This window comes from Streptomyces venezuelae (genome assembly GCF_008642375.1).
In the GTDB taxonomy this organism is placed as follows: Bacteria; Actinomycetota; Actinomycetes; order Streptomycetales; family Streptomycetaceae; genus Streptomyces; species Streptomyces venezuelae_G.
In genome coordinates this window covers 3796748-3821732 of the sequence record NZ_CP029194.1, presented here as the reverse complement: position 1 = coordinate 3821732, position 24985 = coordinate 3796748, and the positions used below count along the sequence as shown (strand labels likewise).

Below are 24985 nucleotides of genomic sequence, written 5' to 3'. Positions count from 1 at the left end.
ATTTTCCGCTCGCCAATTTTTTCGGCGCCCCGTCATTCAGTTCGGCCAGGTGACCGCCTGCGCGTCAGGCGTCACGGTGATCCGGAAGCGGTCGAGGTCCGGTGATCCGTTCCGCTGCCAGTGGGCCACGTGGTCCTCGATCCGATCCCACATTCGGTCCGGACCGCCTTGGCGGACGATCCAGCGACCACCGTCTCGGTGAAGGGCCGCCCATGACCCGGCGTCGACGTCCAGGAGCACGGAACGCGGTTCGCCGTCGTCGAGGGACATCCGGACGAGCTGAGCGCGAGGCGCGGCGAGTTGGGCGACGAACCGGGCGGTCCAGTCCTCCAGGGTGTCGGGGCCGATAACGGCCTCGCGTTCCTCGCCGTCGGCGAGGTCGGGCAGCGTCCCGAGGGGCGGCGGGAGGTGGGGGCGGGCGAGCATGAAGGAGATCCGCCCGCCCAGGAGCCCGCCGTGGGCGGTGCCGTCGTCATCGACGGTGAGGCGGGCGAGTTCGGAGGAGTACATCCATCCGCACACGGTGGCGAGGATCCGGCCACCGGGCCTGGTCTGGGCGAGCCAGGCCGGCGGGATTCCCAGGACGCCGCAGGTCGCCACGATCCGGTCGTACGGTCCGCCGCCAGGGTCCCCGGCGAGGCCGTCCCCGACGACCAGCCGGGGCAGGTGGCCGACGGCACCGAGGGCTGTGCGGGCCTGCGTGGACACGTCCGCGTCGACCTCGATCGAGGTCACGAGGCCGTCGCCGAGTCGGTGACAGAGGAGGGCGGTCGAGTAGCCCGTGCCGGTGCCGATCTCCAGGACGCGCATTCCGTCGTCGACCTGGAGCTCTTCGAGCATCCGGACGACGAGGCTCGGCATGGTGCTGGAGCTGGTCGGGGACCGGAGGATCCGTCCTTGGATGTCGCGGGGGGCGATGGTTCCGGCGACCTGGGTCACGAGCGAGTCGTCGGTGTACGTGGAGGGGAGCCAGTCCGGGTCGCCTGGCAGGACCGGTTCCCACCCGGTGAGGCCGTTGCTGTCCACCCGCCGGAAGTAGCCGCCGCGGAGGAACTCGTGGCGGGGCGTGTCGAGCACCGCCTGACGCCACCGGGGCGAACGCAGGTGGCCGCCGGCCGCCAGCCGGTCGGCCATGGCCTCGCGGAGGGCTTCGTCGTCGCTCATGCCGTCTTCCGCTCCAGGAGGTCGGCCATGGCCGCGACCATGGGCAGTCCGGTTTCCGGTTCCATCCACGCCCACTGGCCGGACGGATTGCATTCGAGGAACCACCATGCCGCCGCATGGTCCACCGCGAAGTCGAATGCGCCGAAGACCAGCCCGAAGTGGTCCAGGTAGCGGTGCAGGGCGTCGGTGATCCCGGGCGGTGGTTCGACGACGGTGTAGGTGAGCCGGTCGTAGTCCGTTCGCCAGTCGAGCAGTCCGGAGTCGATCCGTACGCCGAACACCTTCCGGCCGATGACCGTCACGCGGACGTCGGCGACCTTGTCGACCCGGTGCTGGAACAGGTGGGCGGTGCCCGCCACCCGCTCGTCGATCTGGTCCACGGTGACCTCGCCGACCTCGACCGTGCAGGACACCCCGGCGATTCGGTAGAGGGGCGTCGACAGCGGTTTGTAGATGGCGGGCCCATGGATCCTGACGAACGCGCGGGCGGCCTCGGGCTCCGAGGTGACCAGGGTCGGCGGGACCCGGAAGCCGCATCGGACGGCGGCGGCGAGACCGGAGGGCTTGAACTCGGCGTCCCCGATGCGATGGGGGTGGTTCACGTACAGGCAGTCGGGGAGCGAGGCCAGGACGCCGCCGAGGCCGTAGCGGGCCTGGGTGACGGCGAAGCGGGCGTTCTGCTCGTCGAGGTGGGTGAAGGTGAAGCCGGACGGGCGCCGGTAGTACAGCGACCGTACGCGGGACAGGTCGGCGGTCCGGGTGGGCGTGGACAGCGTTCCTTCGATGCCGTGAGGCGTGAGCGTGGCCGCGAACGACAGGGTGGCGGGGAAGTCCCCGGAGTCGAGCCGCACGACCGGGACGCCCCGGTCGTGCAGCTCGCCGATCACCAGGTCGGCCGTGGGGTCGTCGATCATGGTGACGACCAGCACCGGGCCGATGTCGGTCACTGGTCGGTGTCGTTCCCCGTGTCGCTGTCCCCGCCGCCCGTGCCGCCACCGCTGGACCCGTCGGACGGATTGCCGGTGTTCGTAGCCGGGTTGGTACCGGTACTGGTGCCGTGTCCGGGCATCTCCATGACCTGGCCGGCGGCGTCGAAGTAGCGGGCGGTCTGGGTCCCCGGGTCGATCTCGGCCCGGGCGTAGGCGGGGGCCATGGCCGGGTACGGGGCCATGCGCTGAACGCCCCAGGGCGCGGCGGTGACCCTGCCCATGGGCAGGGGCGTACCGGTCGGGAGTCGGTCGGTGTGGTGGAACACGGTTCCTCCAAGGGTCGGTTCGGGGGTGGTGGGTGGTCTGGCGGGTCGGAGGGCCGCCCGGACGTTGTCGGCGGAGGTCGTCCACTCGATGCCGTTCGCGGGCCGGATGTGGGCGACCCGGACGAGGCGGCCGGGGCCGTGCACTTCGTGGGTGACCGCGGTCAGCTCTCCCTCGCCCCGGCTGGCGATGTCGCGGACACGTGTGTGGAGCAGCGGGTGTTCCTCGTAGCCGTCGTGGCCGACCGCGTTCACGTCTTCGCCTCCCGCGGTGACTCCGCCTCGGCCCGCCGCATGAACCTCGCCCAGCCGCCGGCCGCGCGCATCCGGAGGGCCCGGCTCGGGGCGCCGGGGGCGGGCTCGGGGTTGCGCCGTCGCCCGCTGGAGCCGGGTGCCCTACGGGGGAGTTCGGGGGTGGTCACGTGGTCGCTCCTCACTGTCGGGATGCGGTGGGCGTCAACCTCCATGACCCGTACGGGTGCTGGTTGTTGGCGCATCTTGAACGTACGGTCGGCGCTGACGCGGTAGGACTGACCGGTGGTACGTGTTGAGGGGCGGAGAGCTCTCGGGGAGCCGACATGGTGAAGCCGCCCGTACGAGGCCGCGCGGTCGCTGGGACTGTTGCGGGGTTCGTGCTGCGCCTGGCACGGGAGAGCGTCCCGCGAACGCAGGCGTCCATGGCGGAAGTCTTGGGGGTGGATCTGGGCACGATGCAGGGATGGGAAACGGGCCGCAGGCCACTCGCCAATGTGAAGGCCGGAGCGCTGCTGAACCTGCGACGCCGGCTGGGAGCGCTGGGTGCGGATCCAGGGGTGGTGGGACTCCTGGACGCGGCGATGGATGCCGATCAGATCATCGGCGCCGCGCTGGAGCCTCCGGACGACATCGGGATACACCCCGCTCGCGTCATGGGTGCACACCCGGGACACCGCCCACATGCTGGCTTGGGCCTTGACCGGAGTGGCGCCTCCGGCGCTGGCCGGACGAATTCCGGCTCCCCGGCGGGGGCCTGCGGCGGTAGCTCCGCTGCTGGGTGCATCCGACCGGGCTCTGTTCTTCGACCGCCTCCGTCGGACTGCCGAGGTCGCGCGGCGACCTGGTGGCGGCACCCTGCTGCACCGACAGGCTCTCTACCTCGCTTCGTACGACCGGGGGTCGGAAGCGGTCTCGTGGACGGCACACGCCCTGCACGCGCGGCGGGGAGTTCTCGCACGGAAGGGTTGGTCAGTGCACTGGGCGGAGGCTCGGTCGACTGCAACAGCGCTGGCCCGACTGGGAGATCCACAGCCGCTCCTCGACTTCATCGATCGATCCCTGGTCGGTGATGACGCCGCAGAGGCCGCGAATCTCAACTACTGGGCGTACTGGCTGGGAGGAGTACGACTTCCCCAGTCCGATGACCAATTCATGCAGGACCGGGACCTGACCGGCTGGGACCCTGTCACGCTGCTCCGTGGGCTCACGTACGGGATGCACCACGCTCCTGGGTACGTCGATCTGTACGCCCACACCTTGTGGGCCCTGCTGACGGCCCACCCGTGGCTGCCCCAGGCATCGGCTTCGCTGGCGAGAGATCTGGCAGAGCGTATGGGCCAGCTACTGGACAGTGGCGTCACGTCCGGAAGATCCCGTCATGAACTCGGCACTGTGTATTACGTTTTGCGCGATCACACCTGAGAACCGGAGGTCACCACATGGCAGACGAGACGGCAAACGCCCAGGGCACCGCCGGGTTCATCTTCGAGATGGGGGTGCTCAAGAACGCCAAGCGCACCGGATGGTGGTTCACCGGGAACAACAACCCCGAGTCGATCGCCGAGCACTCGTTCCGCGTTGGTGTTATTGGGGCCGTGCTCGCCATGATGGAGGGTGTGGACCCGGCCAAAGTCGCTTTGATGTGTCTCTTCCACGACACGCAGGAGACCAGGATCGGGGATATCCCGCACATCGGCCGCCGCTATATCGACGCCGCGACGAACCAGACGGTCACCGCGGATCAGGTGTCCGCCGCGCATCCGGCGGTGAAGGCCGGGGTCCAGCGGGTCGTGGATGAGTACGAGGCCAACGACACCCCTGAGGCGATCGTCGCCAAGGACGCGGACAAGCTGGAGTGCCTCGTGCAGGCCGTGGAGTACCGGGCGCAGGGCAACACGCTGGTCCAGGACTGGATCGACACCTCCCTGAACAGTCTCAAGACGGCGTCCGCGCAGGCTCTCGCCGAGGCCGCGCTCACCATGTCGCCGCTGGAGTGGCGCAAGACGTTCCTGAGCTGAACCCGACGTCCCACCGGGGCGCGCTCGGCCGCGCCCCGGTGGGGCACGTCGCCCCTTTAAGTAACGGGAAGAGAAATTCCTAACCCACCCCTCCCGCCTCCCCAACTGGCTTTGCCACACGATCGAGTGACGGGGCGTCCGGAGTGCGGACGGATGCGGTACGGTCGGCCGCAACAACGGCATATGCAACGGCACATGCAACTCGGCCCCCGGCAGGACTGGCATCCTGACGAGGGCCTGACCAATCAGGAAGCAGTCTTTCCCTATGGCTTGTCCGCAGTCTAACGCGGCCGTGTCCGCGTTCCCTGTTCCGTTCGAGATTCCCGCCGACGCGCCCCGCTCCGGGGTGATCCGGGTCCGGTTCCGGCACACCGACCGGTTCACGATCATCGGCAATCACCTCGCCCAGCATCCGTCCCTGTCGGCCGTGGCGATCGGGCTCGGCGTGTACATCCAGTCGCTGCCCGAGGGCGCCGACGTCACCGTGAAGACGCTCACGAACCGCTTCACGGAGGGCGAGATCACCGTCCGACGAGCCCTCAACGAGCTGGTCGTGGAAGGTTATTTGGAGCGCCATCGGGTGCCGCTCGGGGGTGGGCGGTTCGCCACCCGGATCGTCTCGTACGACAAGCCGGGGTGCGGTCTGCCGGTACGGCGGGCGGAAGCACCCGGCCCGCCCGAGCCGGAACCGGAGCCCGAGACCGTACAGGCAGCGGTCGAACCGGAACCCGCCGACCTCCCCGGGCCCGCCGCCGACCTGCTCGCGCGGCTGCGGACCGTCGACACCAGGCTGCTGCTGCCCTGGCGGGAGGTCCTGCGGCTCGCCCCCGCCGTCGACGAGTGGCTGGCCAGGGCCGCGACCCCGGCCCAGATCGTCCGCACGCTCACGGCCGCGCTGCCGCCCGCCCACGTACCCATCCACCACCCGGGCAGATTCCTGGAGTACCGCCTCTCCGCCCTCCAGCCGCCCCGGCTGCCCGCCGGTCCACCGCCGTCGGTCGTCGAGGGGCCCGCGCCGCTGATCACCTGCGACGGGTGCGACCGGGCGTTCCGCAGTCGTGACACCGAGGCCGTCTGCGGCGACTGCCGTGTCGAGTCCTCGCCGCCCGGGTAGCGTGCCCGCGTGGAAAAGGATGAACGGCTCCTTCACAGCTCGTCGTTCGGAGCGGCGGCAGCCGCGTACGCCGCGCACCGCCCCGACTACGCGCAGGCCGCGGTCCGCTGGGCGCTGGCGGCCGCGCCGGGGGTGCGGGTGCTCGACCTCGGTGCCGGAACAGGCAAGCTGACCGCCACGCTGGTCGCGCTGGACGTCGACGTCGTCGCGGTCGAGCCCGACTCGGCGATGCTGGCCGAACTCCGCCGCGCGGCGCCGACCGTCCGTGCCCTGCCGGGCAGCGCCGAGTCGATCCCGCTGCCGGACGCGTCCTTCGACGCCGTACTGGCCGGGAACGCCATGCACTGGTTCGACATGGCCGTCGCGGGGCCGGAGATCGCCAGGGTCCTCGTGCCCGGCGGGGTTCTGGCCGGCCTGTGGAACGTCATGGACGACCAGGTCGAGTGGGTCGCCGGGCTCGCGTCGGTCAGCGGGAGCGCGGCCGTCGGCCCGCGTGACACGCCGGCCGCCTGGCGCGCCGAGACGGCGGACATGCACCTCCCCAAGGGCGGCGAGGAAGCCCGGTTCGGCTCGCCCGAGCAGGCCGAGTTCCCGCACGGGCAGCGCCGTACCGCCGACTCCCTCGTCGCGACCCTCGCGACGCGCGCGGGCATGCTCGTCATGCCGGACCCGGAACGCGAGGCCGCGCTCGCCCGCATCCGCACGTACCTCGCGAGCCGCCCGGAGACCGCCGACGGCGAGTTCACCCTCCCGATGCTGACCGCCGCACTGCGCGTGCGGCGGCTGGGCGAGACGCCGACCAGCGGGGACTGACCCCCGCCCGCGCCTACGCCGGGAACCTCCGGTCCACCCAGCGGTACGCCACCTCCAGGAGGACCCCGCCCGCCGCCGCGATCACGACCGCCGCCCACGGCATCGTCGTGCCGACCAGTCTCAGGGCGAAGAAGTCCTGGAGCCAGGGGACGACGAGGACGAGGAGGAAGGCGCCGGCCATCGTGGCGACCAGGGTGAGGCGCCACCAGGTGTAGGGGCGGGCGATGATCGCCAGGACCCACATGGAGACCAGGAAGAGCGTGAGGGTGGCCGCGCTGGTCTCCGCCTCCAGGGCGCCTTCGCCGGTGTAGTGGTGGCGGGCGAGGAGGTACGTGGTGAAGGTGGCCGCCGCCGCGATGACGCCGCCGGGGATCGCGTACCGCATCACGCGGCGGACGAAGTTCGGCTTCGCGCGTTCCTTGTTGGGGGCGAGCGCGAGGAAGAAGGCCGGGACGCCGATCGTGAGGGTGGAGAGGAGGGTGAGGTGGCGGGGGAGGAAGGGGTACTCCACCTGCGAGCAGACCACCAGGACCGCCAGAAGGACCGAGTAGACCGTCTTCGTCAGGAAGAGGGTGGCCACTCGGGTGATGTTGCCGATGACCCTGCGGCCCTCCGCCACCACCGACGGGAGCGTCGCGAAGCTGTTGTTCAGGAGGACGATCTGGGCCACCGCCCTCGTCGCCTCCGAGCCCGAGCCCATCGAGACGCCGATGTCGGCGTCCTTCAGGGCCAGGACGTCGTTGACGCCGTCGCCCGTCATCGCGACCGTGTGGCCGTGGGACTGGAGGGCCGCCACCATGTCCCGCTTCTGCTGCGGGGAGACCCGGCCGAAGACGCCGTTCGCGTCCAGGACCTTCGCCATCTCCTCCCTGTCGGTGGGGAGGGTGCGGGCGTCCACCGTGTTCGCGGCGCCGGGCATGTCGAGTTTTCCGGCCACCGCGCCGACCGAGACCGCGTTGTCACCCGAGATGATCTTCGTGGCGACGTTCTGGTCGGCGAAGTACGCGAGGGTGTCGGCCGCGTCGGGGCGCAGCCGCTGTTCCAGGACGACGAGGGCGGTCGGCCGGGCGTCGGTGGCGACACCGGGGTCGTCGAGCTCGTGGGTCGTGCGGGCGAGGAGGAGGACCCGCAGGCCCTGTTCGTTGAGGTGGTCGATCTCGGTGAGGGTCGGGTCGCCGGCACGGAGGAGGACGTCGGGGGCGCCGAGCAGCCAGGTCGAGTCCTCGCCGTTGCCCTCGCTGAACGCCGCGCCGCTGTACTTGCGCGCCGAGGAGAAGGGGAGCGACTCCGTGCAGCGCCAGTCCACGGAGTCGGGGTAGGCGTCGATGATCGCCTGGAGGGAGGCGTTCGGGCGGGGGTCGGACTCCCCGAGGGCGCCGAGCACCTTCCGTACGTACGCCTCGTCGCTGCCGTTGAGGGGACGCAGCTCCGTGACGTCCATGCCGCCCTCGGTGAGCGTGCCCGTCTTGTCGAGGCAGACGACGTCGACGCGGGCCAGGCCCTCGATGGCGGGGAGCTCCTGGACGAGGCACTGCTTGCGGCCGAGGCGGATCACGCCGATCGCGAAGGCCACGGAGGTGAGGAGCACGAGGCCCTCGGGGATCATCGGGACGATGCCGCCGACCGTGCGGGCGATCGAGTTCTTGAGGTCGTTGTCCTTGACGACGAGCTGGCTGATGATCAGCCCGATCGCGGTCGGGACCATCATCCACGTCACGTACTTGAGGATCGTGGAGATGCCGCTGCGCAGCTCGGAGTGGACGAGGGTGAAGCGGGAGGCCTCCTCGGCGAGCTGGGCCGCGTAGGCCTCGCGGCCGACCTTGGTCGCGGTGAACGCGCCGCCGCCGGCCACCACGAAGGAGCCGGACATCACCGGGGCGCCGGGCTGTTTCACGACCGGGTCGGCCTCGCCGGTGAGGAGCGACTCGTCGATCTCCAGGTTGTCGGCCTCGGCGACGACGCCGTCGACGACGACCTTGTCGCCCGGACCGAGCTCGATCAGGTCGCCGAGGACGATCTCGGAGGTGGAGAGTTCGGCGGCGACCCCGTCGCGGCGGACGGTCGGTTTCGCCTCGCCGATGAGCGCGAGCCCGTCGAGGGTCTTCTTGGCTCGGAGCTCCTGGATGATGCCGATGCCGGTGTTGGCGATGATCACGAAGCCGAAGAGGCTGTCCTGGATCGGCGCGACGAAGAACATGATCACCCAGAGCACGCCGATGATGGCGTTGAAGCGGGTGAAGACGTTCGCGCGGACGATGTCGGTGGTGGAGCGGGAGCTGCGCAGGGGTACGTCGTTGACCTCGCCGCGCGCGACCCGTTCGGCGACCTCGGCGGAGGTGAGTCCGGCCGGGCGGTGCACGACGGGGGGTTCCACCGCCTCGGTCTCGCTGCCGCCGGTGTCGATCTTCGCCCGCTGAGTCATGTTTTCGACGGTACGACCGGAACGGGTCGTTCACCCGCCGAGAAGCGCGAAGATCCGACCGTGGGAGGAGGGGAATCGTCCCCTGGTGCTACGCGCCCGGGTGTGTCTCGGGGGTGCGGGGCTCCGCGGCATCCGCCGCACCCGCTTCCCGCTCCGCCGCGTGCCGCTTGAGCGCCGCGTCCCGGCCCCGTACGTACCAGATGCCGATCAGGCCGAGCCCGGCGCCCGCGAGGCAGGTCCACACCCACCAGGTCAGGTCCCGGTCGTCGAACCAGCCGTAGAAGGGGACCTGGACGAGGAAGAGGACGAACCAGAGGATCGTGCCGCCGGTGATGGTGGCGACGACGGGCCCTTCGAGGGGCTCGGGTGCCTCGTGCTTCGGTGTCCACTTCGCCATGGGACTCAGTCTAGGCGGCGGGAATCGGGGTCTACGCGCGGAGATAGACGCTCACTCGTTCATGTGTTCATACTGAAACGGTTTGCCTCTGGCGGGTTTCCCTCGTATGAACCGCCAAAAAGGACGTCTTCCGAAGAGGAACCCCCATGAGCACCACGGCCACCGCCAAGGCCATGTCCCCCGAGCCCGCGGGTGCCCCGCAGCCGAACTCGGGTATCGACCGCTTCTTCCGGATCTCGGAGCGCGGGTCGACCGTCGCCCGCGAGGTCCGGGGCGGTTTCGCCACCTTCTTCGCGATGGCCTACATCATCGTGCTGAACCCGATCATCCTCGGCAGCGCCAAGGACATGTACGGGAACCAGCTCGACAGCGGTCAGCTCGTCACGGCGACCGTCCTCACGGCCGCCTTCTCGACGCTCCTCATGGGCGTCATCGGCAATGTCCCGATCGCCCTCGCCGCCGGCCTCGGCGTCAACACGGTCGTCGCGCTCCAGCTCGCGCCCAAGATGTCCTGGCCCGACGCCATGGGCATGGTCGTCCTCGCCGGCATCGTCGTGATGCTGCTCGTCGCGACCGGTCTGCGCGAGCGCGTCATGAACGCCGTCCCGGTCGGCCTGCGCAAGGGCATCGCGATCGGCATCGGCCTCTTCATCATGCTCATCGGCCTCGTCGACTCGGGCTTCGTCTCCCGCATCCCCGACGCCGCGCACACCACCGTCCCGCTCCAGCTCGGCGGCGACGGGCACCTCACCGGCTGGCCGGTCCTCGTCTTCGTCCTGGGCACTCTGCTCACCCTCGCCCTGATCATCCGCAAGGTGCCGGGCGCGATCCTCATCTCGATCGTCGTCATGACGATCGTGGCCATGGTGATCAACGCCGTCGCGACCGTCCCCTCCTGGGGTCTCACCACCCCGAAGTGGCCGGGCAACCCCGTCGCCTCGCCCGACTTCGGCCTGGTCGGCGAGGTCAGCCTCTTCGGCGGCTTCGAGAAGGTCGGTCTGCTGACCGGCGTCCTCTTCGTCTTCACCGTGCTGCTGTCCTGCTTCTTCGACGCGATGGGCACGATCCTCGGCGTCGGCGACGAGGCCAAGCTGATCGACCGGGACGGCAACTTCCCGGGCATCAACAAGGTCCTGCTCGTGGACGGCCTGGCCGTCGCCTCCGGCGGCGCGACCTCGTCCTCCGCCACCACCTGCTTCGTGGAGTCCACGGCGGGCGTCGGCGAGGGCGCGCGGACGGGCCTCGCCTCGGTCGTGACCGGCGGTCTCTTCTCGGTCGCGCTGTTCCTCACGCCGCTGGCGACGATGGTCCCGTCCCAGGCGGCCACGCCCGCGCTGCTCGCGGTCGGCTTCCTGATCCTGGCCGGTTCGATCAAGGACATCGACTGGAGCGACTACACCATCGCGGTGCCGGCGTTCCTGGCCATGGTGATGATGCCGTTCACGTACTCGATCACGAACGGCATCGGCATCGGCTTCATCGCGTTCAGCGTGCTGCGCCTGGCGGCCGGCCGGGGCCGTGAGGTCCCGGCGGCCATGTACGTCGTGTCCGCGGTCTTCGTCTTCTACTACGCGATGCCGGCGCTCGGCCTCACGTGATCCCCGGGGTCCGACGACCCCGGTCCGTAGAACCTCTCCGTCTCGTCGACGGCGGTCTTGAACCGCTCGTCGAAATCCTCCCGAATGAGCGTCCGGACGACATAGTCCTGGACGCTCATTCCTCTTTTCGCGGCGTGACTCCTGAGCCGGTCGAGCAGCTCACCGTCGATGCGCAGGCTGAGCACTGTCGATCCCATGCCGTTCAGGGTCGGGGCACCCGGCGCCTCTTTGCGTCACTTTCTGGATCCGGCTCACTCATTTGGGTGATACATGGATGCCGAAGCGTGACCTTCCCGCGCCTGTGTTGCCGAGTGGGGCGGGTGCTGCCGCGTGTTGCCGAGCGGGCCGGGTGTTGCCGCGTACTGCAGGGCGCTGTGGGCGCTGTGGGCGCTGTGGGCGTTGCGGGGGGCTGCGGGTGTGATCCGTGCGACGTCGGCGCGTTCCTGTTGGTATTTAGACAGAGTAATGAGTTAGGCTAACAAACATGCCAGACCTGTCCCACGGCACCGCCGACGACGCCGCGGCCGTGAACGCGCTCCGCTCCTCCGTCATGCGACTGAGCCGACGACTCAAGCACCAGCGCGTCGACGAGTCGCTGAGCCCGACCGAGATGTCGGTGCTCGGCACCCTGAAGCTCTGCGGCTCCGCCACCCCCGGTGAGCTGGCCCGCAAGGAGCACGTCCAGCCACCGTCGATGACCCGCATCGTCGCGCTGCTCGAAGCCAAGGGACTGGTCCGGCTGGAGCCGCACCCCGACGACCGCCGCCAGAAGGTGGTCCGCCAGACCGAGCAGGCCGAGGCCATGCTCGAAGAGTCCCGCCGCAAGCGGAACGCCTGGCTGGCCACCCTCGCCGAGGGTCTGGACGAGGACGAATGGGCCAAGCTGCGCGCGGCCGCCCCGGTCCTGGAGAAGCTCGCCCATCTGTAGACCCGCAGCCGAGGAGGCGAACGCACTTTGAGTACGGGACCCGGAGCAGACTCCGCACCCGTCCATCAACCCACCCTCAAGACCCGCGGGCGGGGGGAAACCTTCTCCTCGCTCAGAATCCGCAACTACCGGCTGTTCTTCACCGGAGCGATCGTCTCCAACACCGGTACGTGGATGGCCCGCATCACCCAGGACTGGCTGGTCCTGAGCCTCACCGGCTCGGCCGCCGCCGTCGGCATCACCACAGCCCTGCAGTTCCTGCCGATGCTGCTCTTCGGCCTGTACGGCGGTGTCATCGCCGACCGCTACCCGAAGCGGAACCTGCTCCTCGTCAGCCAGGCCGCCCTCGGCCTCTGCGGCCTCGCGCTCGCCGTCCTCACGCTCTCCGGCTCCGTCCAGGTCTGGCACGTCTACCTGATCGCCTTCCTCCTCGGCATGGTGACCGTCGTCGACAACCCGGCCCGGCAGGCGTACGTCGCCGAGATGGTCGGCCCGAAGCAGCTCCGTAACGCCGTCTCGCTCAACTCCGCGAACTTCCAGTCCGCGCGGCTCGTCGGCCCCGCCGTCGCCGGTGTGCTGATCGCCGGGGTCGGCAGCGGCTGGGCCTTCCTCCTCAACGGCCTGTCCTTCATCGCCCCCCTCGTGAGCCTCCTGCTCATGCGGACCGGCGAGCTCCACAAGGTGGAGCGCGCCCCGCGCGGCAAGGGCCAGCTGCGGGAAGGCCTGCGGTACGTGGCCGGGCGGCCCGACCTGATCTGGCCGATCGTCCTCGTGGGCTTCATCGGCACCTTCGGGTTCAACTTCCCGATCTGGCTGACGGCCTTCGCGGAGGAGGTCTTCCACGTCGGCGCCGGTACGTACGGCTTCCTGAACACCCTGATGGCGGCCGGCTCCCTCGTGGGCGCCCTCGCCGCGGCCCGCCGGGGCTCGACCCGGCTGCGGATGCTGGTGATCGCGGCGGCGGTCTTCGGCGTCCTGGAGATCGCGGCGGCGCTGTCGCCGGCGTTCTGGATGTTCGCGCTGCTGCTCGTGCCGATCGGCATGATCGGCCTCACGGTCAACATCACCGCGAACTCGGCCGTCCAGATGGCGACCGACCCGGCCATGCGGGGCCGGGTGATGAGCCTCTACATGATGGTCTTCGCCGGCGGCACCCCGATCGGGGCGCCCCTCCTCGGCTGGGTCACCGACACGTACGGCGCCCGCGTCGGCTTCGCGACGGGCGGCGTGATCTCGCTGGCCGCGGCGGGCGTCATCGGCCTGATCCTGGCGAGGGTCGGCGGCCTGAAGATGGCCTTCGGCTGGCGCCACGGCCACCCGCAGGTCCGCTTCGTGGCGCGCGAACGGCTGGCGACGGCGGCCTGACGGTAGGGGGCGGGGCGGAGGTTCTGCCTCCCCCCTTCCGGGGTGGCGGGCGGAGTGTCTGCCTCCCCCCTTCCGGGGTGGCGGGCGGAGTCTCTGCCTCCCCCTCCCGGGGCGGTGAGCGGAGTCTCTGTCTCCGCCCCGGGCCTCCGTCAGGCCCCCGAAATCCCCCTTGACCCCTCGCACCCGTGTGCGAAGATCGCGACACCGTGCAGGTGATTGATCTTGAAAGGGGGGCTTGCACGCCCATGTACACACGTTCTACCCGCAGGCCGTCTCCGCGAGGAAACGGAGCCGTTCCGTCATGCCGCTGAGCCGTCGTAACGTCCTGACCGCGCTGGCCGTCGCCCCGGTCCTCTCCCCCGTCGGCGCCGCCCACGCGGCCGCCCCGCAGTCGACCGTCCCGCAGTCGGCCGTTCCCGGGACGGCCGTCCCGCAGGCCGTGCCCGCCGTCTGGCCCGCCGCCGTGACCCTGCCCGCCGGGCACAGGTTCGACCTGAAGGCCGAGCCCGTCGACCTGTTCGGCAGGGAGATCCTCCTCAACCAGACCCGGGTGCACCAGCAGGTCGCCTTCGACCCGGTGACCGGTCTGGCCTACGCCGTGCAGCTCATCAGCAACGGCCGCCGACTCGCCGACGAGACCGTGACCCCGCCCGACGACGAGCGCGGACGCCGGGGAGACCTCTGCGTCAACCAGGTGGCGCCCGACGGCACCGTCCTCGCCGTCATGTACCTGCGGGGCTTCGGCCACGGCGGCGGACTCGGCGTCGAGCACGTCGACGGCACCCCCTGGCTCTGGCTGGAGACCGACGCGGTCCACGTCCCCAGCGACGGGAACCCCGCGACCAACGAATTCGCCTACGGCAGGCACATCGGCCGCGTCGCGTTCACGCCCGACGCCATCGTCGACGCCGGGAGCCCCCTCGTCGAGGTCTTCGACCCCGTCCCCGGAGCCACCGCGGTCACCCCGTCCCTGGACATCGACCACGGCCGTATCGCGGTACGGCACGTGTCGTCCGGCACCGCGGAGTACCGCGTCTACGACCTCGGCGCCTTCAAGAACCGCGCCTTCACCCCGGAGCGCAGCTTCCCGGCCAAGTACCGCACCCAGGCCTGGTGCCTGTACGGGAACCTCGTCTACCAGAACGAGGGCAGCGCCTACGACGACGTCACCAACCCGAGCCCGGGCAACTCCTGGTGGACCGTCTACGACGTCCTCACGGGCGAGGTGGTCGAGCGGACCTTCAACGCCACCGCTCTCGACCTGGTCCACCGCGAGACCGAAGCCATCACCGTCCGCCGAACGCCTGCCGGGCCGCAGCTCGTGTTCGGCTTCGCCACCACTCGGGAGAACAAACGACACATGGCTCTCTACGGCATCAGCAGCACCACCGTCCCGTGGACGCCCTTGGACCTTGACCCCGTCTACCACGCCACCGACAGCTACCGCCCTCAGTACCGCCAGTCGGGCGACCGCGTCGACCTCCGCCTCCGGGTGACGCGTGCCGACGGCAAGGCATGGACCAGCGGCGAGACGATCCTCACGCTCCCGCCGCACCTCCGCCCCGGCCGCACCCAGGGCATGGTGGGCACGGCGACCGGCGCCGGCACGATCACCGGCCCTCTCACCACCCGCTGGGAGCTCAACTCCGAAGGGCAGCTGCGCATCTACGACGAGCGCGCGTTCATCGGCTGGATCGCGCTGGACGCCGGGTACTTCACGAGCTGAGTACCGGCCGGCCGCGTACGAGCGGCGGGTCCTCAGACCCGCCGCTCCAGGATCTGGCCCTGCCACTCGCCCACCGCGAAGGGGTCCGTCCGGGTGAAGCCCTGGCCCTCGTAGTACGCGACGAGGCGGCCCTCGCTGCCCGCGAAGCAGTCCACCCGCAGCAGCGACACCCCCTGCCGACGGGTCTCCTCGGCCGCGTGGGCGAGGAGCGCCGCCCCCACGCCGTGTCCGTGGAACCGCGCGTCGGTCGCCAGCATGCGCACATAGACCTCGGGCTCGTCCGCCGGCGGCACGTGCCTGCCCGGGTGCGGGGTCAGCGTCATCGTGCCCGCCGGGACGCCGTCGATCTCGGCGATCCACAGATCGCCCTCGGACACGGTGTCCGTGACCTGCTGCACCGCCGCCGGGCGGGCCGAGTACGGCTCGGTGCCCCACTGGGCGGTGATGCCCTTGCCGTTGAGCCACACCACGGCGCTGTCGAGCACGGAGATTATCGCGGGGAGGTCCTCCACCCCGCCCTTTCTGATCTTCATCTCCCAGAGGCTAGCCCTCGGGCCTGCCAGACTCTTCCCATGAGGCTTTTCGCCGCCGTCCTGCCGCCCGCGGAGCAGCTCGCGGAGCTCGGACACGCCACCGACCGACTGCACCGGCTGCCCGGGGCCGACCGGCTGCGCTGGACCTCGCGGCCCGCCTGGCACCTCACGCTCGCCTTCATGGGCGAGGTCGACGAGGAGCTGCTGCCCGAGCTGCGGGTCCGGCTCGCCCGGGCCGCGCACCGCACCGCGCCCTTCCCGCTCCGCCTCCACGGCGGCGGCCACTTCGGCCGCCGTGCCCTGTGGACGGGTGTCGCCGGGGACCTGGACGAGCTGCGGCTGCTCGCCGAGCGGGCCGACGCCGCGGCGCGCCGGGCCGGGGTCGCGATGGAGGAGCACCGCCGCTACCAGGCGCATCTGACGCTCGCCCGCGCGCGGACGGACGAGACCGACCTCCGCCCGTTCCTCGACGAGCTCCACACCTTCGAGGGCGCCCGCTGGCAGGTGGCCGACCTGGCCCTCGTCCGCTCGAACCTGCCGGTGAGCGGGGTGGCGGGCGAGCAGCCCCGGTACGAGACGCTCGACGCCTGGCCCCTGGAGGGCGCCGGGGGAGAGCGGGGCACGGGAGCCGGGGGAGGGGCGGCCGGGCGGGCGGGTTAACCTCGATGCGTGGACCCGAAGACCCGTAACCGCATCATGGCCGGCGTGCTCGTACTGATGTTCGCGATCATCGCGGTGGCATCGGTGACCGGCCAGTAGGCCTCGGGCGCCCCGCCGGCGCCCTTCCCGCGCCTCGCCGTCGCGGCTCCGTGACCCCGTGCGAATCCCCTTGCTTCGAGCGGACTCGAAGCAGTTGGCTTGACCCTCATGGAGTACACGCAGCTCGGACGCACCGGACTCAAGGTCAGCCGACTCGTCCTCGGCACGATGAACTTCGGCCCGCAGACGGACGAAGCCACCAGTCACGCCATCATGGACGCCGCGCTCGACGCGGGTCTCAACTTCTTCGACACCGCCAACGTCTACGGCTGGGCCGAGAACAAGGGGCGGACGGAGTCGATCATCGGCTCCTGGTTCGCCAAGGGCGACGGCCGCCGCGACAGGACCGTCCTCGCCACCAAGGTGTACGGGAACATGGCCGCCGACGGCGACGCCTGGCCCAACCACGACAAGCTCTCGGCGCTCAACATCCGCCGTGCCGTCGAGGCCAGCCTCAAGCGGCTCGGCACCGACTACATCGACGTCTACCAGTTCCACCACATCGACCGCGCGACCCCCTTCGAGGAGGTCTGGCAGGCGGTCGACGTCCTGATCCAGCAGGGCAAGGTCCTGTACGCCGGCTCCTCCAACTTCCCCGGCTACAAGATCGCCCAGGCCAACGAGACCGCCGCCCGGCGCGGCTCGGTCGGGCTCGTCAGCGAGCAGTGCCTCTACAACCTCTTCGAGCGGCGCGCCGAGATGGAGGTGATCCCGGCCGCGCAGGAGTACGGCCTCGGGGTCATCCCGTGGTCGCCGCTCCACGGAGGCCTGCTCGGCGGGGTGCTGAGGAAGGAGGCGCAGGGCAAGCGCAGGACGGAGGGCCGCGCGGCCGCCACGCTCGCCGACCCGGCGTCCCGGGCGAAGCTCCAGGCCTACGAGGACCTGCTCGACAAGCACGGCCTGGAGCCGGGCGAGGCGGCGCTCGCGTGGCTGCTCACCCGGCCCGGGGTGACGGGCCCGATCGTCGGCCCGCGCACGCCCGAGCAGCTGGCCAGCGCGCTGCGTGCCCTGGAGGTGGAGCTGAGCGAGGAGGTCCTGTCCGGCCTGGATGAGATCTTCCCCGGCCCGGGCCCGTCCCCGGAGGCCTTCGCCTGGTGACGCCCTTCAAGGGCTCAGGGCGCGCCGAGCCAGCTCGTGGCGTCCAGGCGGAACGCCGTCTCCGCGGGGACGACGTTCCGCAGGGCCGTCTCCATGTCGCGGACCCGGTCCGCGCCGAGGAGCGCGGCCCACTCCGCTCGTAGTTCGTCGAAGATCGCGGCGGACCGGGCGAGGGCCTCGTACCCCCGTGGGGTGAGGTGGACGAGTTTGCGGCGCGCGTCGGCGGGGTCGTCGGCGCGCTCCGCGTAGCCGAGGGCGAGCAGGCGGTCGACGGTCTTGCCGGCGGCCTGCTTGGAGACACCGAGGCGCCGCCCGATGTCGCTGGCGGTGGCGCCCCGCGCGCCGATGGCCTGCATGGCGAAGCCGTGGGCCGGGCGGAGGTCGGGGTGCCCCTCGGCGGCGAGACGGGCGTGGAGCCGGTCGATGAGGGTGCGGAAGCCGCCGAAGAGGAGCAGGGGCAGCTCGAAACCGGGGCCGGGACCAGGACCGGGCCCGGGATCAGGGACGGGTTTCTCTGTTTCCCCCTTGCCCTGATCGACAACCTGGTTTACGTTTCTCTCCTCGACATGGTCAACCATGTTGTCGATTCTACTCGAATTCCCAGGAGACGCCTTGCCCGCAGACCTTTCCGTCCGTACCGCCGACGCCGTCGCGCTCCTCAAGGAGTCGCCGGAGACCCTGAACGGCTTCCTGAAGCTCAGCGAGATCTTCGAGTCCACCACCCTCGACCCGCACTCCCGCGAGACCGTGATCCTCACCGTCGCCGCCCGCAACCAGTGCCATCTGTGCGTCGACATACACGAGGCCAAGATGGCCGCCCTCGGTCCCACCCCGGATCCCGAACGCCTCGACGCCGTACGGACGTTCACCCTCCAGGTGCTCGCCGCGTCCGGCGCCGTCGGCGACGCGGACCTGGCGGCCTTCGAGAAGGCCGGCTACACCCGCCGGAACGCCCTGGAGGTCGTCCTCGGCATCGGTACGTACACGCTCTCGACGTTCGCGAACCGCCTCACCCGCGCCGCCTGACAGCGCCAAGGCCTGTCTCAGGTCAGCGACTTGTGGAAGTGGACGTCCTCGGCGCCGCCGGGGATGCCCAGCGTCCGGCCCGTCTCGACGTACCCCTGGCGCCGGTAGAAGTCCGGAGCCTGGAAGGTGAACGACGACACGGAGGCGCGGTCGCAGCCGCGCCGCCGTGCCTCCTCCTCCGCGGCGAGGAGGAGCTTGGCGCCCCAGCCGTCCCGGCGGCTGTCCTCGCGGACCCAGAGCATCTCGATGCCGAGGAGCCCGCCCCAGGTCCAGCCGGACAGGCCCCCGATGAGCTCGCCGGCCTCGTCGACGGCCTTCACCGACAGGGAGCCCTGATCGGCGGCGGTGGTCCCCGTGGCGGGGAAGTTGATCTCGTCGAGGCCCTTGGACAGCCGCGCGTCGAGCTCGGCGTCCTGGTGGCCGACGCTCAGCGCCGGGCCGGTGTGTGCGTGCTGGTCCTGCATGTCGTCCTCAGGTCGGTCGGATCAGTGGGATCGGTCGGATCGGTCGGATCGGTAAGGGCCGCCCAGCCCCCAGGCCTGATGCATCGCCGTGGCGAAGGCGGCGGCCAGTTTGTGCTCGCCGGTCACGCCCGGGTGGGTGCCGTCGTAGGTGTCCGTGTGGATGTCGTACGACTCCGGGACGGTCGCCAGGAGCAGCGGCGAGGCCGGCGTGTCCAGGTCGGCGACGGCCTTCCCGAGGAGCTCGTTGAAGCGCTCGCACTCGGCGGCGAAGGGGGCGTCGTACTCGGCGCGGACGTTCGGGATGACCGGCAGGAGCACGGCCCGCACGTGCGGGTTCGCGGCGCGGGCCGCCGCGACGAACGCGCGGACGTTCTCCTCGGTCTGGTCGCTGTTCGTGTAGAAGCCGAGGTCGATCAGACCGAGGGAGATCAGCAGGACGTCCGCCCCCGTGGCCGTGACGGTCTCGCCGATGACGGGCGCCATGTGCAGCCAGCCCTCGCCCCAGCCGGCCAGATGCCGCCGGGCGGGGGCGGGGAAGGCGGGGTCGGCGTAAGCCTCGACACCGTCGGGCTCGTCGGGCGCCGTCGGGTCGTAGAGCCCGGTGCGCGGGCCCACGATCTCGTACCCGCCCGGGAGCGTCGCCTCCAGGTGCTGCCACATCCGGTGACGCCAGGTCCAGTCGCCGACGCGTCCGATGGTCATGCTGTCGCCGACGAACAGAAAACGCATGGTCGTATCATCGCGGACCGCTCGCGGGAGCGGCGACGTGATCCCGGACACGGATCTTCTTCAGGCGCCCGGGGACAGGAAGGAGCCGACGGTCTCCACGAGCCACTCCGCGTCGTCGTGCCAGGGGAAGTGCCCGCCCCCGGCCAGGACCGCGAGCATGGCGTTCGGGAACAGCTCCGCGTACGCGGTGGCCGTCGGCACCGGAGTGTTCGCGTCGCCCTCGCCGGCGACGACCAGCACGGGCTGCCCGAACTCCGCCAGCGCCGCGCGGGTCGCCTCCGGGCGGAACGCGCCCTCGCTCCCGTAGACCCCCGCCGCCTCCCCGTTCCGCTGCCGGTGACCCTCGGCATGGCGCTCGCGCGCCGCGTCGTCCCACGTCCCGTGGAAGAACGGCGCGACCGCCGCGAAGGTCTCCGCCGACCCGCGCCCCGCCGCGAGCTCCTCCAGAGCCGCGTACGCCTCCGCGAACCACGGCTCCTCCTCGCGCCACGGCCGCCGCGCCGCCGCGAGCCGCTCCTCGCCCGTCGTGTCGAGCCCGACGGCCGCCGTGCCCGGGGTGAGAAGGACGAGTCGGGCCACCCGCTCCGGATGGCGGGCCGTGTACAGCGCGGCCAGGTTGGCGCCCGCCGAGTGTCCCAGCAGGTCGACGGTGTCGAGCCCCAGCTCGGTCCGCAGCGCCTCGACGTCCTCGACCATCCGGTCGCAGCGGTACGAGGACGGGTCCTCCGGCACCGCCGACGCGCCCGTGCCCCGCAGATCGAGGCGGACCAGCGTGCGGCGGGCGTCGAGTCCGCCCAGCCCGTCGAGGTACACGGAGTCCTGCGCGGGGCCGCCCGGCAGACAGATCAGCGGGGCGCCGGACCCGGACGCGTGGTATGCGAGCAGGGTGCCGTCGGGGGCGGTGAAGGTAGGCATGCGCGCGACCATGGCAGCGGCTCCGACGCAGGTCAAGCGGGTTTCCGTGGCGTCGTGGCAGGCTTGGGTCCATGCGAACTGCTCTGTGCGCCCTCGGTGCGGCGGCGGCCCTGGTGCTGCTCCCCGCCGGTCATGCCCGTGCCGAAGGGCAGGAACCCGACCGGGACTTCAGGATCGCCGACCCCCGGATCACCGAGTCCAGCGGTCTCGCGGCGAGCCGGGCCCACCCGGGGATCTACTGGACGCACAACGACCAGGACGCGCCCCTGATCTACGGCATCGACTCCCGTACGGGCGAGACCGTCGCGACCCTGACGATGCAGGGCGTCGGCACCCCCCGGGACATGGAGGCCATCGCCGTCGGCCCGGACGGCGACATCTACGTCGGCGACATCGGCGACAACCTCGACGGCTCCTGGGACCACGTCTGGATCTACCGCTTCCCCGAGCCGAAGACGCTCAAGGACCAGAAGGTGGCGGCGGAGCAGTACGACGTGAAGTACGCCGACGGGCCGCGCAACGCCGAGGCCCTGATGGTCCATCCGAAGACCGGCCGGGTGTACATCGCGAGCAAGAACGAGGACGGCGGCGGCCTGTACGCGGGCCCCGAGAAGCTCTCCCCGTCGGGGACGAACACCTTCCGGCGCATCGGCGACGTGCCGTGGGTGACCGACGGAGCCTTCTCCCCGGACGGCGGACGGCTCGTCCTGCGCGGCTACTTCAGCGCGAAGGAGTACGCGTGGAAGGACGGCCGCCTCGGCGACGGGGGCACGGGCGTCGGCGCCCCCTTCCAGGGGCAGGCGGAGTCGGTGACGTACACGACGGACGGCTCGGCCTTCATGTTCGGCTCGGAGGGCGGGAACAGCAAGGTCGTACGGGTGGACCGGGATGCCGGGTCCGACCGCCCGGCCACGGAGGCACCGGGCTCACCCAAGGAACCGGACGCCCCGGCCGCCACGCCCGGCGCGGGCGACGGCCAGGGCGGCCAGGGCAGCGCGACCGTGGGCTTCCTCGTCCTCGCGGGCGCCACCGTCCTCGTCCTCGGCTTCAAGCGCCTGCTGCGCCGCTGACCCGCGGGGGCGAGACTGGAAGGAGACCGGAGAACCGGGGCGACCGGAGCCCGGGACCGGACCGGCCGTGGAGGAGTGTGGAGGAGTCATGACGGCAACCACCCGCGAGACCACCCCCGTCGCGCTCGAAGGCGGTGGTGTGGAGCTGCGCATGAAGGAGGCCGGAGGGGGCATGTCCGCCGCCTTCATCCACCTTCCCGCAGGCACCGACATGGCGCCGGCCCTCAAGGGCCTGGAAGGCGACCTGTGCCAGTGCCCCCACTGGGGTTACCTCTTCAAGGGCCGGATCAGGATGCGGACCGCCACCGGCGAGGAGATCTACGAGGCCGGACAGGCCTACTACTGGGGCCCTGGGCACGCCCCGGAGGCGCTTGAGGACGTCGACGTCGTGGAGTTCTCGCCGACCGACGAGTTCACCGCGGTGATCGATCACGTGAAGGCGCAGATGGGCTGACTCGCCGCGCACTCGCCGTGAAGGAGACTCTCAGGCGCCGGTGTCGCCGGTGTCGTCGGTGGCGCCGCTGACACCGCTGACACCGCCGGTGCCGTCCCCGCCGCCCGCTCTCGCCACGAGGATCTCGAAGCCGTCCAGGAGCCTTTCGAGGCCGAAGGCGAAGTGGTCGACGTCGCGGGAGAAGGTGTCGGCGGCGAGCGCCGCCATCATCGGGTAGTCGCCCGATGCCATCGCCCGCTCCAAGTAGGGCTGTTGCGTGCGCCAGAACTCCTCGTCGTCCACGCCGGTCTCCTTCGCGGCCTCGACGGCCTGGAGCTCCATGCGGGCGATGCCCGCCGTGTAGCTCTGCACGGTGATGACGACCGAGATGGTCTCGGGGTCGCCCAGACCCATGCCGTGCGGCCCCTTGAGCCCCGACAGGCAGAGCTCCAGGCCGCGCAGTGCGCTCGGGCCGAGGACGGAGCGGGCCTCGTTGACCTTGAGCAGCCAGGGGTGGGCCCGGTAGAGGCCGAGGGTCGTGCGGGCGAGCTCCGTGATCGTGTCCCGCCAGTGGGTGGGCGGGGGCGGGTCGGCCTCGAAGGACTCGCCCTGGACGCGGTCGAGCATCAGGTCGAGGAGCTCGGTCTTGCCGGGGACGTACCGGTAGAGCGACATCGTGCCGACGCCGAGCTCGCTCGACACCCGCCGCATCGAGACGGCGTCGAGGCCTTCGGCGTCGGCGAGGCCGACCGCCGTGGCGACGATCCGGTCGAGGGTGAGGCCCGGCCTGGGGCCGCGGCTGGGTCGGTCGCCCGTGCCCCAGAGGAGGTCGAGGCTGCTCGTCGTCATGCCGCCACTCTAAAACTGAGTACGCTGTACTCTTAATTGGGTACGGTGTACTCAGATGCTCGCGGAGACGCGAGCGCTACGTGCGTGAGACGCGAGTCCATGACCCACCGGAGGTCCCCCATGCCCGAACACGCCGTCCTCGCCGAGGGCTTGAGCAAGCGGTACGGAAAGAAACGGCGCGACGACGTCACCCACGCCCTCGACGGCTTCGACCTCGCCGTCCGCCCCGGCACCGTCCACGGCCTCCTCGGCCCCAACGGCGCCGGCAAGACCACCGCCGTCCGCATCCTCGCGACCCTCCTCAAGGCCGACGGCGGCCGCGCCGAGGTCGCCGGCGTCGACGTGGCCCGCGACCCGCGCGCCGTCCGCGCCCGCATCGGCCTCGTCGGGCAGTTCGCCGCCGTGGACGAGGGCCTCACCGGACGCCAGAACCTCGAACTCTTCGGCCGCCTCTTCCACCTCGGCGGCCGCGCCGCCCGCGTCCGGGCCGCCGAACTCCTCGACCTCTTCGCCCTCACCGAGGCCGCCGACAAGGGCGCCGGCCAGTACAGCGGAGGCATGCGCCGCCGCCTCGACCTCGCCGCCTCGATGATCCTCGCCCCCGCCGTCCTCTTCCTCGACGAGCCGACCACCGGCCTCGACCCGCGCGCCCGGGGCGAGGTCTGGGACGCGGTCCGCACTCTCGTCGCGGCCGGGACGACCGTCCTCCTCACCACCCAGTACCTGGACGAGGCCGACCGGCTCGCCTCCCGGATCACCGTCATGGACCGGGGCCGGGCCATCGCCGACGACACCCCCGACGGCCTCAAGGACCGGGTCGGCGGCGACCGCGTCGAGGTCGTCGTCGCCGAGCGCGCCGACCTCCCGGCCGCCCGCGCGGTCCTCGCCCGGATCGCGGGCACCGACCCCCGTACCGACGAGGCCGAACGGCGCGTCCACGCCCCCGTCACCGACCGGGTCGCCGCCCTGACCGAGGTCGCCCGCACGCTCCAGGAGGAACGGATCGCCGTCGAGGACCTGGCGCTGCGCCGACCCGCCCTGGACGACGTCTTCCTTCTGCTGACCGGCGGCCGGGGGACCGCCACGGACGGGGAGGAGTCGACCACCGGCCGGGAAGAGACCGCCACGGACCGGGAAGAGGTCGCCGCATGAGCACGATCGACGGCACCACGGGCACCACGGGCACCACAGGCACCATCAGCACCGCCGGCCGCGCCTACTGGGCCTGCGCCGACACCCTGACCCTCGTCCGCCGCACCCTGCTCAACTACCGCCGCACGCCCTCCGCCATCCTCTGGCAGCTCGGCTTCCCCATCGTCTCCGTCCTCCTCTACGGCTTCGTCTTCGGCAGCGCCATGCTGGTGCCGGGCGGCGGCGACTACCGCGAGTTCCTGATGCCGGGGATGTTCACCATGACCATGGCCTTCGGGCTCATGAACACCGCGGCGGCCGTCGTCTCCGACAACGCCAAGGGGGTCGTGGACCGCTTCCGTTCCATGCCGATGGCCCCGTCCGCCGTCCCCGTCGGCCGCGGCCTCTCCGACCTCATGATCGCCGCCGCCGAGCTCGCCATCCTCGCGGCGACCGCCCTCGCCATCGGCTGGACCTCGGACGGCGGACCCGGCGCGACCGTCCTCGGCTTCGGCCTGCTGCTGCTCCTGCGCTTCAGCCTGATCTGGGTGGGAGTGTGGTGCGGTCTCGTCCTGCCGAACACGGAGGCGGCGGGCGCCCTCTACGCGGTGATCTTCCCGGTCACGATGATCTCCAGCGTGTACGTGGCACCCAGCCTGATGCCCTCCTGGCTCGCGCCCGTCGCCGCCTGGAACCCGATCTCGTCCACGGTCACGGCCACCCGCGAGCTCTTCGGCAACCCCGGCGCGGGCGGCGACTCCTGGGTCGAACAGCACGCGGTCCTGATGGCCTTCGCCTGGCCGCTGGCGGTCACGGCGGTCTTCCTGCCCCTGGCGGTCCGCCGCTACCGGTCGCTGAGCCGGTGACGCGCGAGGGCCCGGCATCGGACGAGATCCGATGCCGGGCCCTTCGTACGCAAGCGTCCG

At 71.2% G+C, this 24985-nt stretch carries 27 protein-coding genes; 14 read left to right on the top strand and 13 right to left on the bottom strand.

The annotated features are described in order from the left end of the window. Nucleotides 1-36 precede the first annotated feature (36 nt). The 4 genes from tgmC to DEJ46_RS39165 all read right to left on the bottom strand — a co-directional run bounded on the left by tgmC (nucleotide 37) and on the right by DEJ46_RS39165 (nucleotide 2838). The gene (gene tgmC, locus DEJ46_RS17255; RefSeq protein WP_150267486.1) at nucleotides 37-1164 is read right to left on the bottom strand and encodes an ATP-grasp peptide maturase system methyltransferase; all 1128 of its coding nucleotides are present in this window, start codon (nucleotides 1162-1164) and stop codon (nucleotides 37-39) included. Beyond that, nucleotides 1161-2111 carry an ATP-grasp ribosomal peptide maturase gene (gene tgmB, locus DEJ46_RS17250; protein ID WP_190622713.1) on the bottom strand — a complete coding sequence of 317 codons (951 nt, stop codon included), beginning with the start codon at nucleotides 2109-2111 and terminating at the stop codon, nucleotides 1161-1163. The genes tgmC and tgmB overlap by 4 nt, the downstream gene beginning before the upstream one ends. Then, a complete protein-coding gene (tgmA, locus tag DEJ46_RS17245) occupies nucleotides 2108-2419 on the bottom strand; it encodes a putative ATP-grasp-modified RiPP (RefSeq protein ID WP_150274511.1) in 312 nt (103 codons plus the stop codon). Before tgmA ends, tgmB begins: the two co-directional genes overlap by 4 nt. A 248-nt stretch (nucleotides 2420-2667) precedes the next feature. Then, nucleotides 2668-2838 carry a hypothetical protein gene (locus DEJ46_RS39165; protein ID WP_190622710.1) on the bottom strand — a complete coding sequence of 57 codons (171 nt, stop codon included), beginning with the start codon at nucleotides 2836-2838 and terminating at the stop codon, nucleotides 2668-2670. A 1272-nt stretch (nucleotides 2839-4110) separates the two neighbouring features. Here DEJ46_RS39165 and DEJ46_RS17230 point away from each other — a divergent pair. The 3 genes from DEJ46_RS17230 (at nucleotide 4111) to DEJ46_RS17220 (ending at nucleotide 6616) form a co-directional block, all read left to right on the top strand. Next, entirely contained in the window at nucleotides 4111-4689 is a 579-nt protein-coding gene (locus DEJ46_RS17230; RefSeq protein ID WP_150267484.1) for an HD domain-containing protein, read from the top strand. A gap of 292 nt (nucleotides 4690-4981) precedes the next feature. Beyond that, nucleotides 4982-5803: a hypothetical protein gene (locus DEJ46_RS17225; protein WP_150267482.1), complete on the top strand. Its 822-nt coding sequence runs from the start codon at nucleotides 4982-4984 to the stop codon at nucleotides 5801-5803. A gap of 9 nt (nucleotides 5804-5812) precedes the next feature. Then, nucleotides 5813-6616, top strand: a complete 804-nt coding sequence (locus tag DEJ46_RS17220) for a class I SAM-dependent methyltransferase (RefSeq protein ID WP_150267481.1) — start codon at nucleotides 5813-5815, stop codon at nucleotides 6614-6616. Nucleotides 6617-6629: 13 nt separating this feature from the next. On the opposite strand, the gene DEJ46_RS17215 is transcribed toward DEJ46_RS17220, so the two are convergent. Both DEJ46_RS17215 and DEJ46_RS17210 read right to left on the bottom strand, forming a co-directional pair. Then, nucleotides 6630-9038 carry an HAD-IC family P-type ATPase gene (locus tag DEJ46_RS17215; RefSeq protein ID WP_150267479.1) on the bottom strand — a complete coding sequence of 803 codons (2409 nt, stop codon included), beginning with the start codon at nucleotides 9036-9038 and terminating at the stop codon, nucleotides 6630-6632. Nucleotides 9039-9126: 88 nt separating this feature from the next. Beyond that, nucleotides 9127-9435: a DUF2530 domain-containing protein gene (locus DEJ46_RS17210; RefSeq protein WP_150267477.1), complete on the bottom strand. Its 309-nt coding sequence runs from the start codon at nucleotides 9433-9435 to the stop codon at nucleotides 9127-9129. A 146-nt stretch (nucleotides 9436-9581) separates the two neighbouring features. Here DEJ46_RS17210 and DEJ46_RS17205 point away from each other — a divergent pair, with 146 nt between their 5' ends. Further along, nucleotides 9582-11033, top strand: coding sequence for an NCS2 family permease (locus DEJ46_RS17205; RefSeq protein ID WP_150267475.1), 1452 nt, complete (start codon nucleotides 9582-9584; stop codon nucleotides 11031-11033). Here DEJ46_RS17205 and DEJ46_RS17200 read toward each other — a convergent pair. Next, the gene (locus DEJ46_RS17200; protein WP_150267473.1) at nucleotides 11003-11230 is read right to left on the bottom strand and encodes a ribbon-helix-helix protein, CopG family; all 228 of its coding nucleotides are present in this window, start codon (nucleotides 11228-11230) and stop codon (nucleotides 11003-11005) included. The genes DEJ46_RS17205 and DEJ46_RS17200 overlap by 31 nt on opposite strands. Nucleotides 11231-11517: 287 nt before the next feature. Between DEJ46_RS17200 and DEJ46_RS17195 the strand changes: the two genes are divergently transcribed. The 3 genes from DEJ46_RS17195 (at nucleotide 11518) to DEJ46_RS17185 (ending at nucleotide 15052) form a co-directional block, all read left to right on the top strand. Continuing rightward, a complete protein-coding gene (locus DEJ46_RS17195; RefSeq protein WP_150267471.1) occupies nucleotides 11518-11961 on the top strand; it encodes a MarR family winged helix-turn-helix transcriptional regulator in 444 nt (147 codons plus the stop codon). A 27-nt stretch (nucleotides 11962-11988) separates the two neighbouring features. Continuing rightward, entirely contained in the window at nucleotides 11989-13326 is a 1338-nt protein-coding gene (locus DEJ46_RS17190) for an MFS transporter (protein ID WP_150267469.1), read from the top strand. 301 nt (nucleotides 13327-13627) lie between these two features. Then, nucleotides 13628-15052, top strand: coding sequence for a signaling protein (locus DEJ46_RS17185; protein WP_223834728.1), 1425 nt, complete (start codon nucleotides 13628-13630; stop codon nucleotides 15050-15052). Between the two features lie 32 nt (nucleotides 15053-15084). On the opposite strand, the gene DEJ46_RS17180 is transcribed toward DEJ46_RS17185, so the two are convergent. Further along, complete coding sequence (locus DEJ46_RS17180) at nucleotides 15085-15585, bottom strand: GNAT family N-acetyltransferase (protein WP_150267465.1); 501 nt, start codon at nucleotides 15583-15585, stop codon at nucleotides 15085-15087. Between the two features lie 39 nt (nucleotides 15586-15624). On the opposite strand from DEJ46_RS17180, the gene thpR reads away from it, so the two are divergent. Continuing rightward, nucleotides 15625-16245 (top strand): RNA 2',3'-cyclic phosphodiesterase, encoded by a 621-nt coding sequence (gene thpR, locus DEJ46_RS17175; RefSeq protein ID WP_190622705.1) that lies wholly within the window; start codon nucleotides 15625-15627, stop codon nucleotides 16243-16245. A gap of 207 nt (nucleotides 16246-16452) precedes the next feature. Next, a complete protein-coding gene (locus tag DEJ46_RS17170; protein WP_150267463.1) occupies nucleotides 16453-17442 on the top strand; it encodes an aldo/keto reductase in 990 nt (329 codons plus the stop codon). Between the two features lie 14 nt (nucleotides 17443-17456). Here DEJ46_RS17170 and DEJ46_RS17165 read toward each other — a convergent pair whose 3' ends face one another. Continuing rightward, nucleotides 17457-18020: a MarR family winged helix-turn-helix transcriptional regulator gene (locus tag DEJ46_RS17165; protein WP_150267461.1), complete on the bottom strand. Its 564-nt coding sequence runs from the start codon at nucleotides 18018-18020 to the stop codon at nucleotides 17457-17459. Between DEJ46_RS17165 and DEJ46_RS17160 the strand changes: the two genes are divergently transcribed. After that, nucleotides 18019-18468: a carboxymuconolactone decarboxylase family protein gene (locus tag DEJ46_RS17160; protein ID WP_150267459.1), complete on the top strand. Its 450-nt coding sequence runs from the start codon at nucleotides 18019-18021 to the stop codon at nucleotides 18466-18468. The genes DEJ46_RS17165 and DEJ46_RS17160 overlap by 2 nt on opposite strands. Before the next feature lie 17 nt (nucleotides 18469-18485). Here the strand turns inward: DEJ46_RS17160 and DEJ46_RS17155 are convergent, their stop codons facing one another. Genes DEJ46_RS17155 through DEJ46_RS17145 form a run of 3 tightly spaced genes read right to left on the bottom strand, consistent with a single transcriptional unit; the run spans nucleotide 18486 to nucleotide 20576 of the window. Continuing rightward, nucleotides 18486-18932 carry a GNAT family N-acetyltransferase gene (locus DEJ46_RS17155; protein WP_150267457.1) on the bottom strand — a complete coding sequence of 149 codons (447 nt, stop codon included), beginning with the start codon at nucleotides 18930-18932 and terminating at the stop codon, nucleotides 18486-18488. Nucleotides 18933-18953: 21 nt separating this feature from the next. After that, the gene (locus DEJ46_RS17150) at nucleotides 18954-19661 is read right to left on the bottom strand and encodes a GDSL-type esterase/lipase family protein (RefSeq protein WP_150267456.1); all 708 of its coding nucleotides are present in this window, start codon (nucleotides 19659-19661) and stop codon (nucleotides 18954-18956) included. Between the two features lie 60 nt (nucleotides 19662-19721). Further along, nucleotides 19722-20576 (bottom strand): alpha/beta fold hydrolase, encoded by an 855-nt coding sequence (locus DEJ46_RS17145; protein ID WP_190622703.1) that lies wholly within the window; start codon nucleotides 20574-20576, stop codon nucleotides 19722-19724. Nucleotides 20577-20647: 71 nt separating this feature from the next. Here DEJ46_RS17145 and DEJ46_RS17140 point away from each other — a divergent pair, with 71 nt between their 5' ends. Continuing rightward, complete coding sequence (locus DEJ46_RS17140) at nucleotides 20648-21646, top strand: WD40 repeat domain-containing protein (RefSeq protein WP_150267452.1); 999 nt, start codon at nucleotides 20648-20650, stop codon at nucleotides 21644-21646. Between the two features lie 88 nt (nucleotides 21647-21734). Beyond that, a complete protein-coding gene (locus DEJ46_RS17135) occupies nucleotides 21735-22100 on the top strand; it encodes a hypothetical protein (protein ID WP_150267450.1) in 366 nt (121 codons plus the stop codon). Between the two features lie 30 nt (nucleotides 22101-22130). On the opposite strand, the gene DEJ46_RS17130 is transcribed toward DEJ46_RS17135, so the two are convergent. Continuing rightward, entirely contained in the window at nucleotides 22131-22928 is a 798-nt protein-coding gene (locus tag DEJ46_RS17130; RefSeq protein WP_150267448.1) for a TetR/AcrR family transcriptional regulator, read from the bottom strand. 120 nt (nucleotides 22929-23048) lie between these two features. Between DEJ46_RS17130 and DEJ46_RS17125 the strand changes: the two genes are divergently transcribed. Both DEJ46_RS17125 and DEJ46_RS17120 read left to right on the top strand, forming a co-directional pair. Beyond that, nucleotides 23049-24080: an ATP-binding cassette domain-containing protein gene (locus DEJ46_RS17125; protein WP_150267446.1), complete on the top strand. Its 1032-nt coding sequence runs from the start codon at nucleotides 23049-23051 to the stop codon at nucleotides 24078-24080. After that, the gene (locus DEJ46_RS17120) at nucleotides 24077-24925 is read left to right on the top strand and encodes an ABC transporter permease (RefSeq protein WP_150267444.1); all 849 of its coding nucleotides are present in this window, start codon (nucleotides 24077-24079) and stop codon (nucleotides 24923-24925) included. The genes DEJ46_RS17125 and DEJ46_RS17120 overlap by 4 nt, the downstream gene beginning before the upstream one ends. Nucleotides 24926-24985 lie beyond the last annotated feature (60 nt).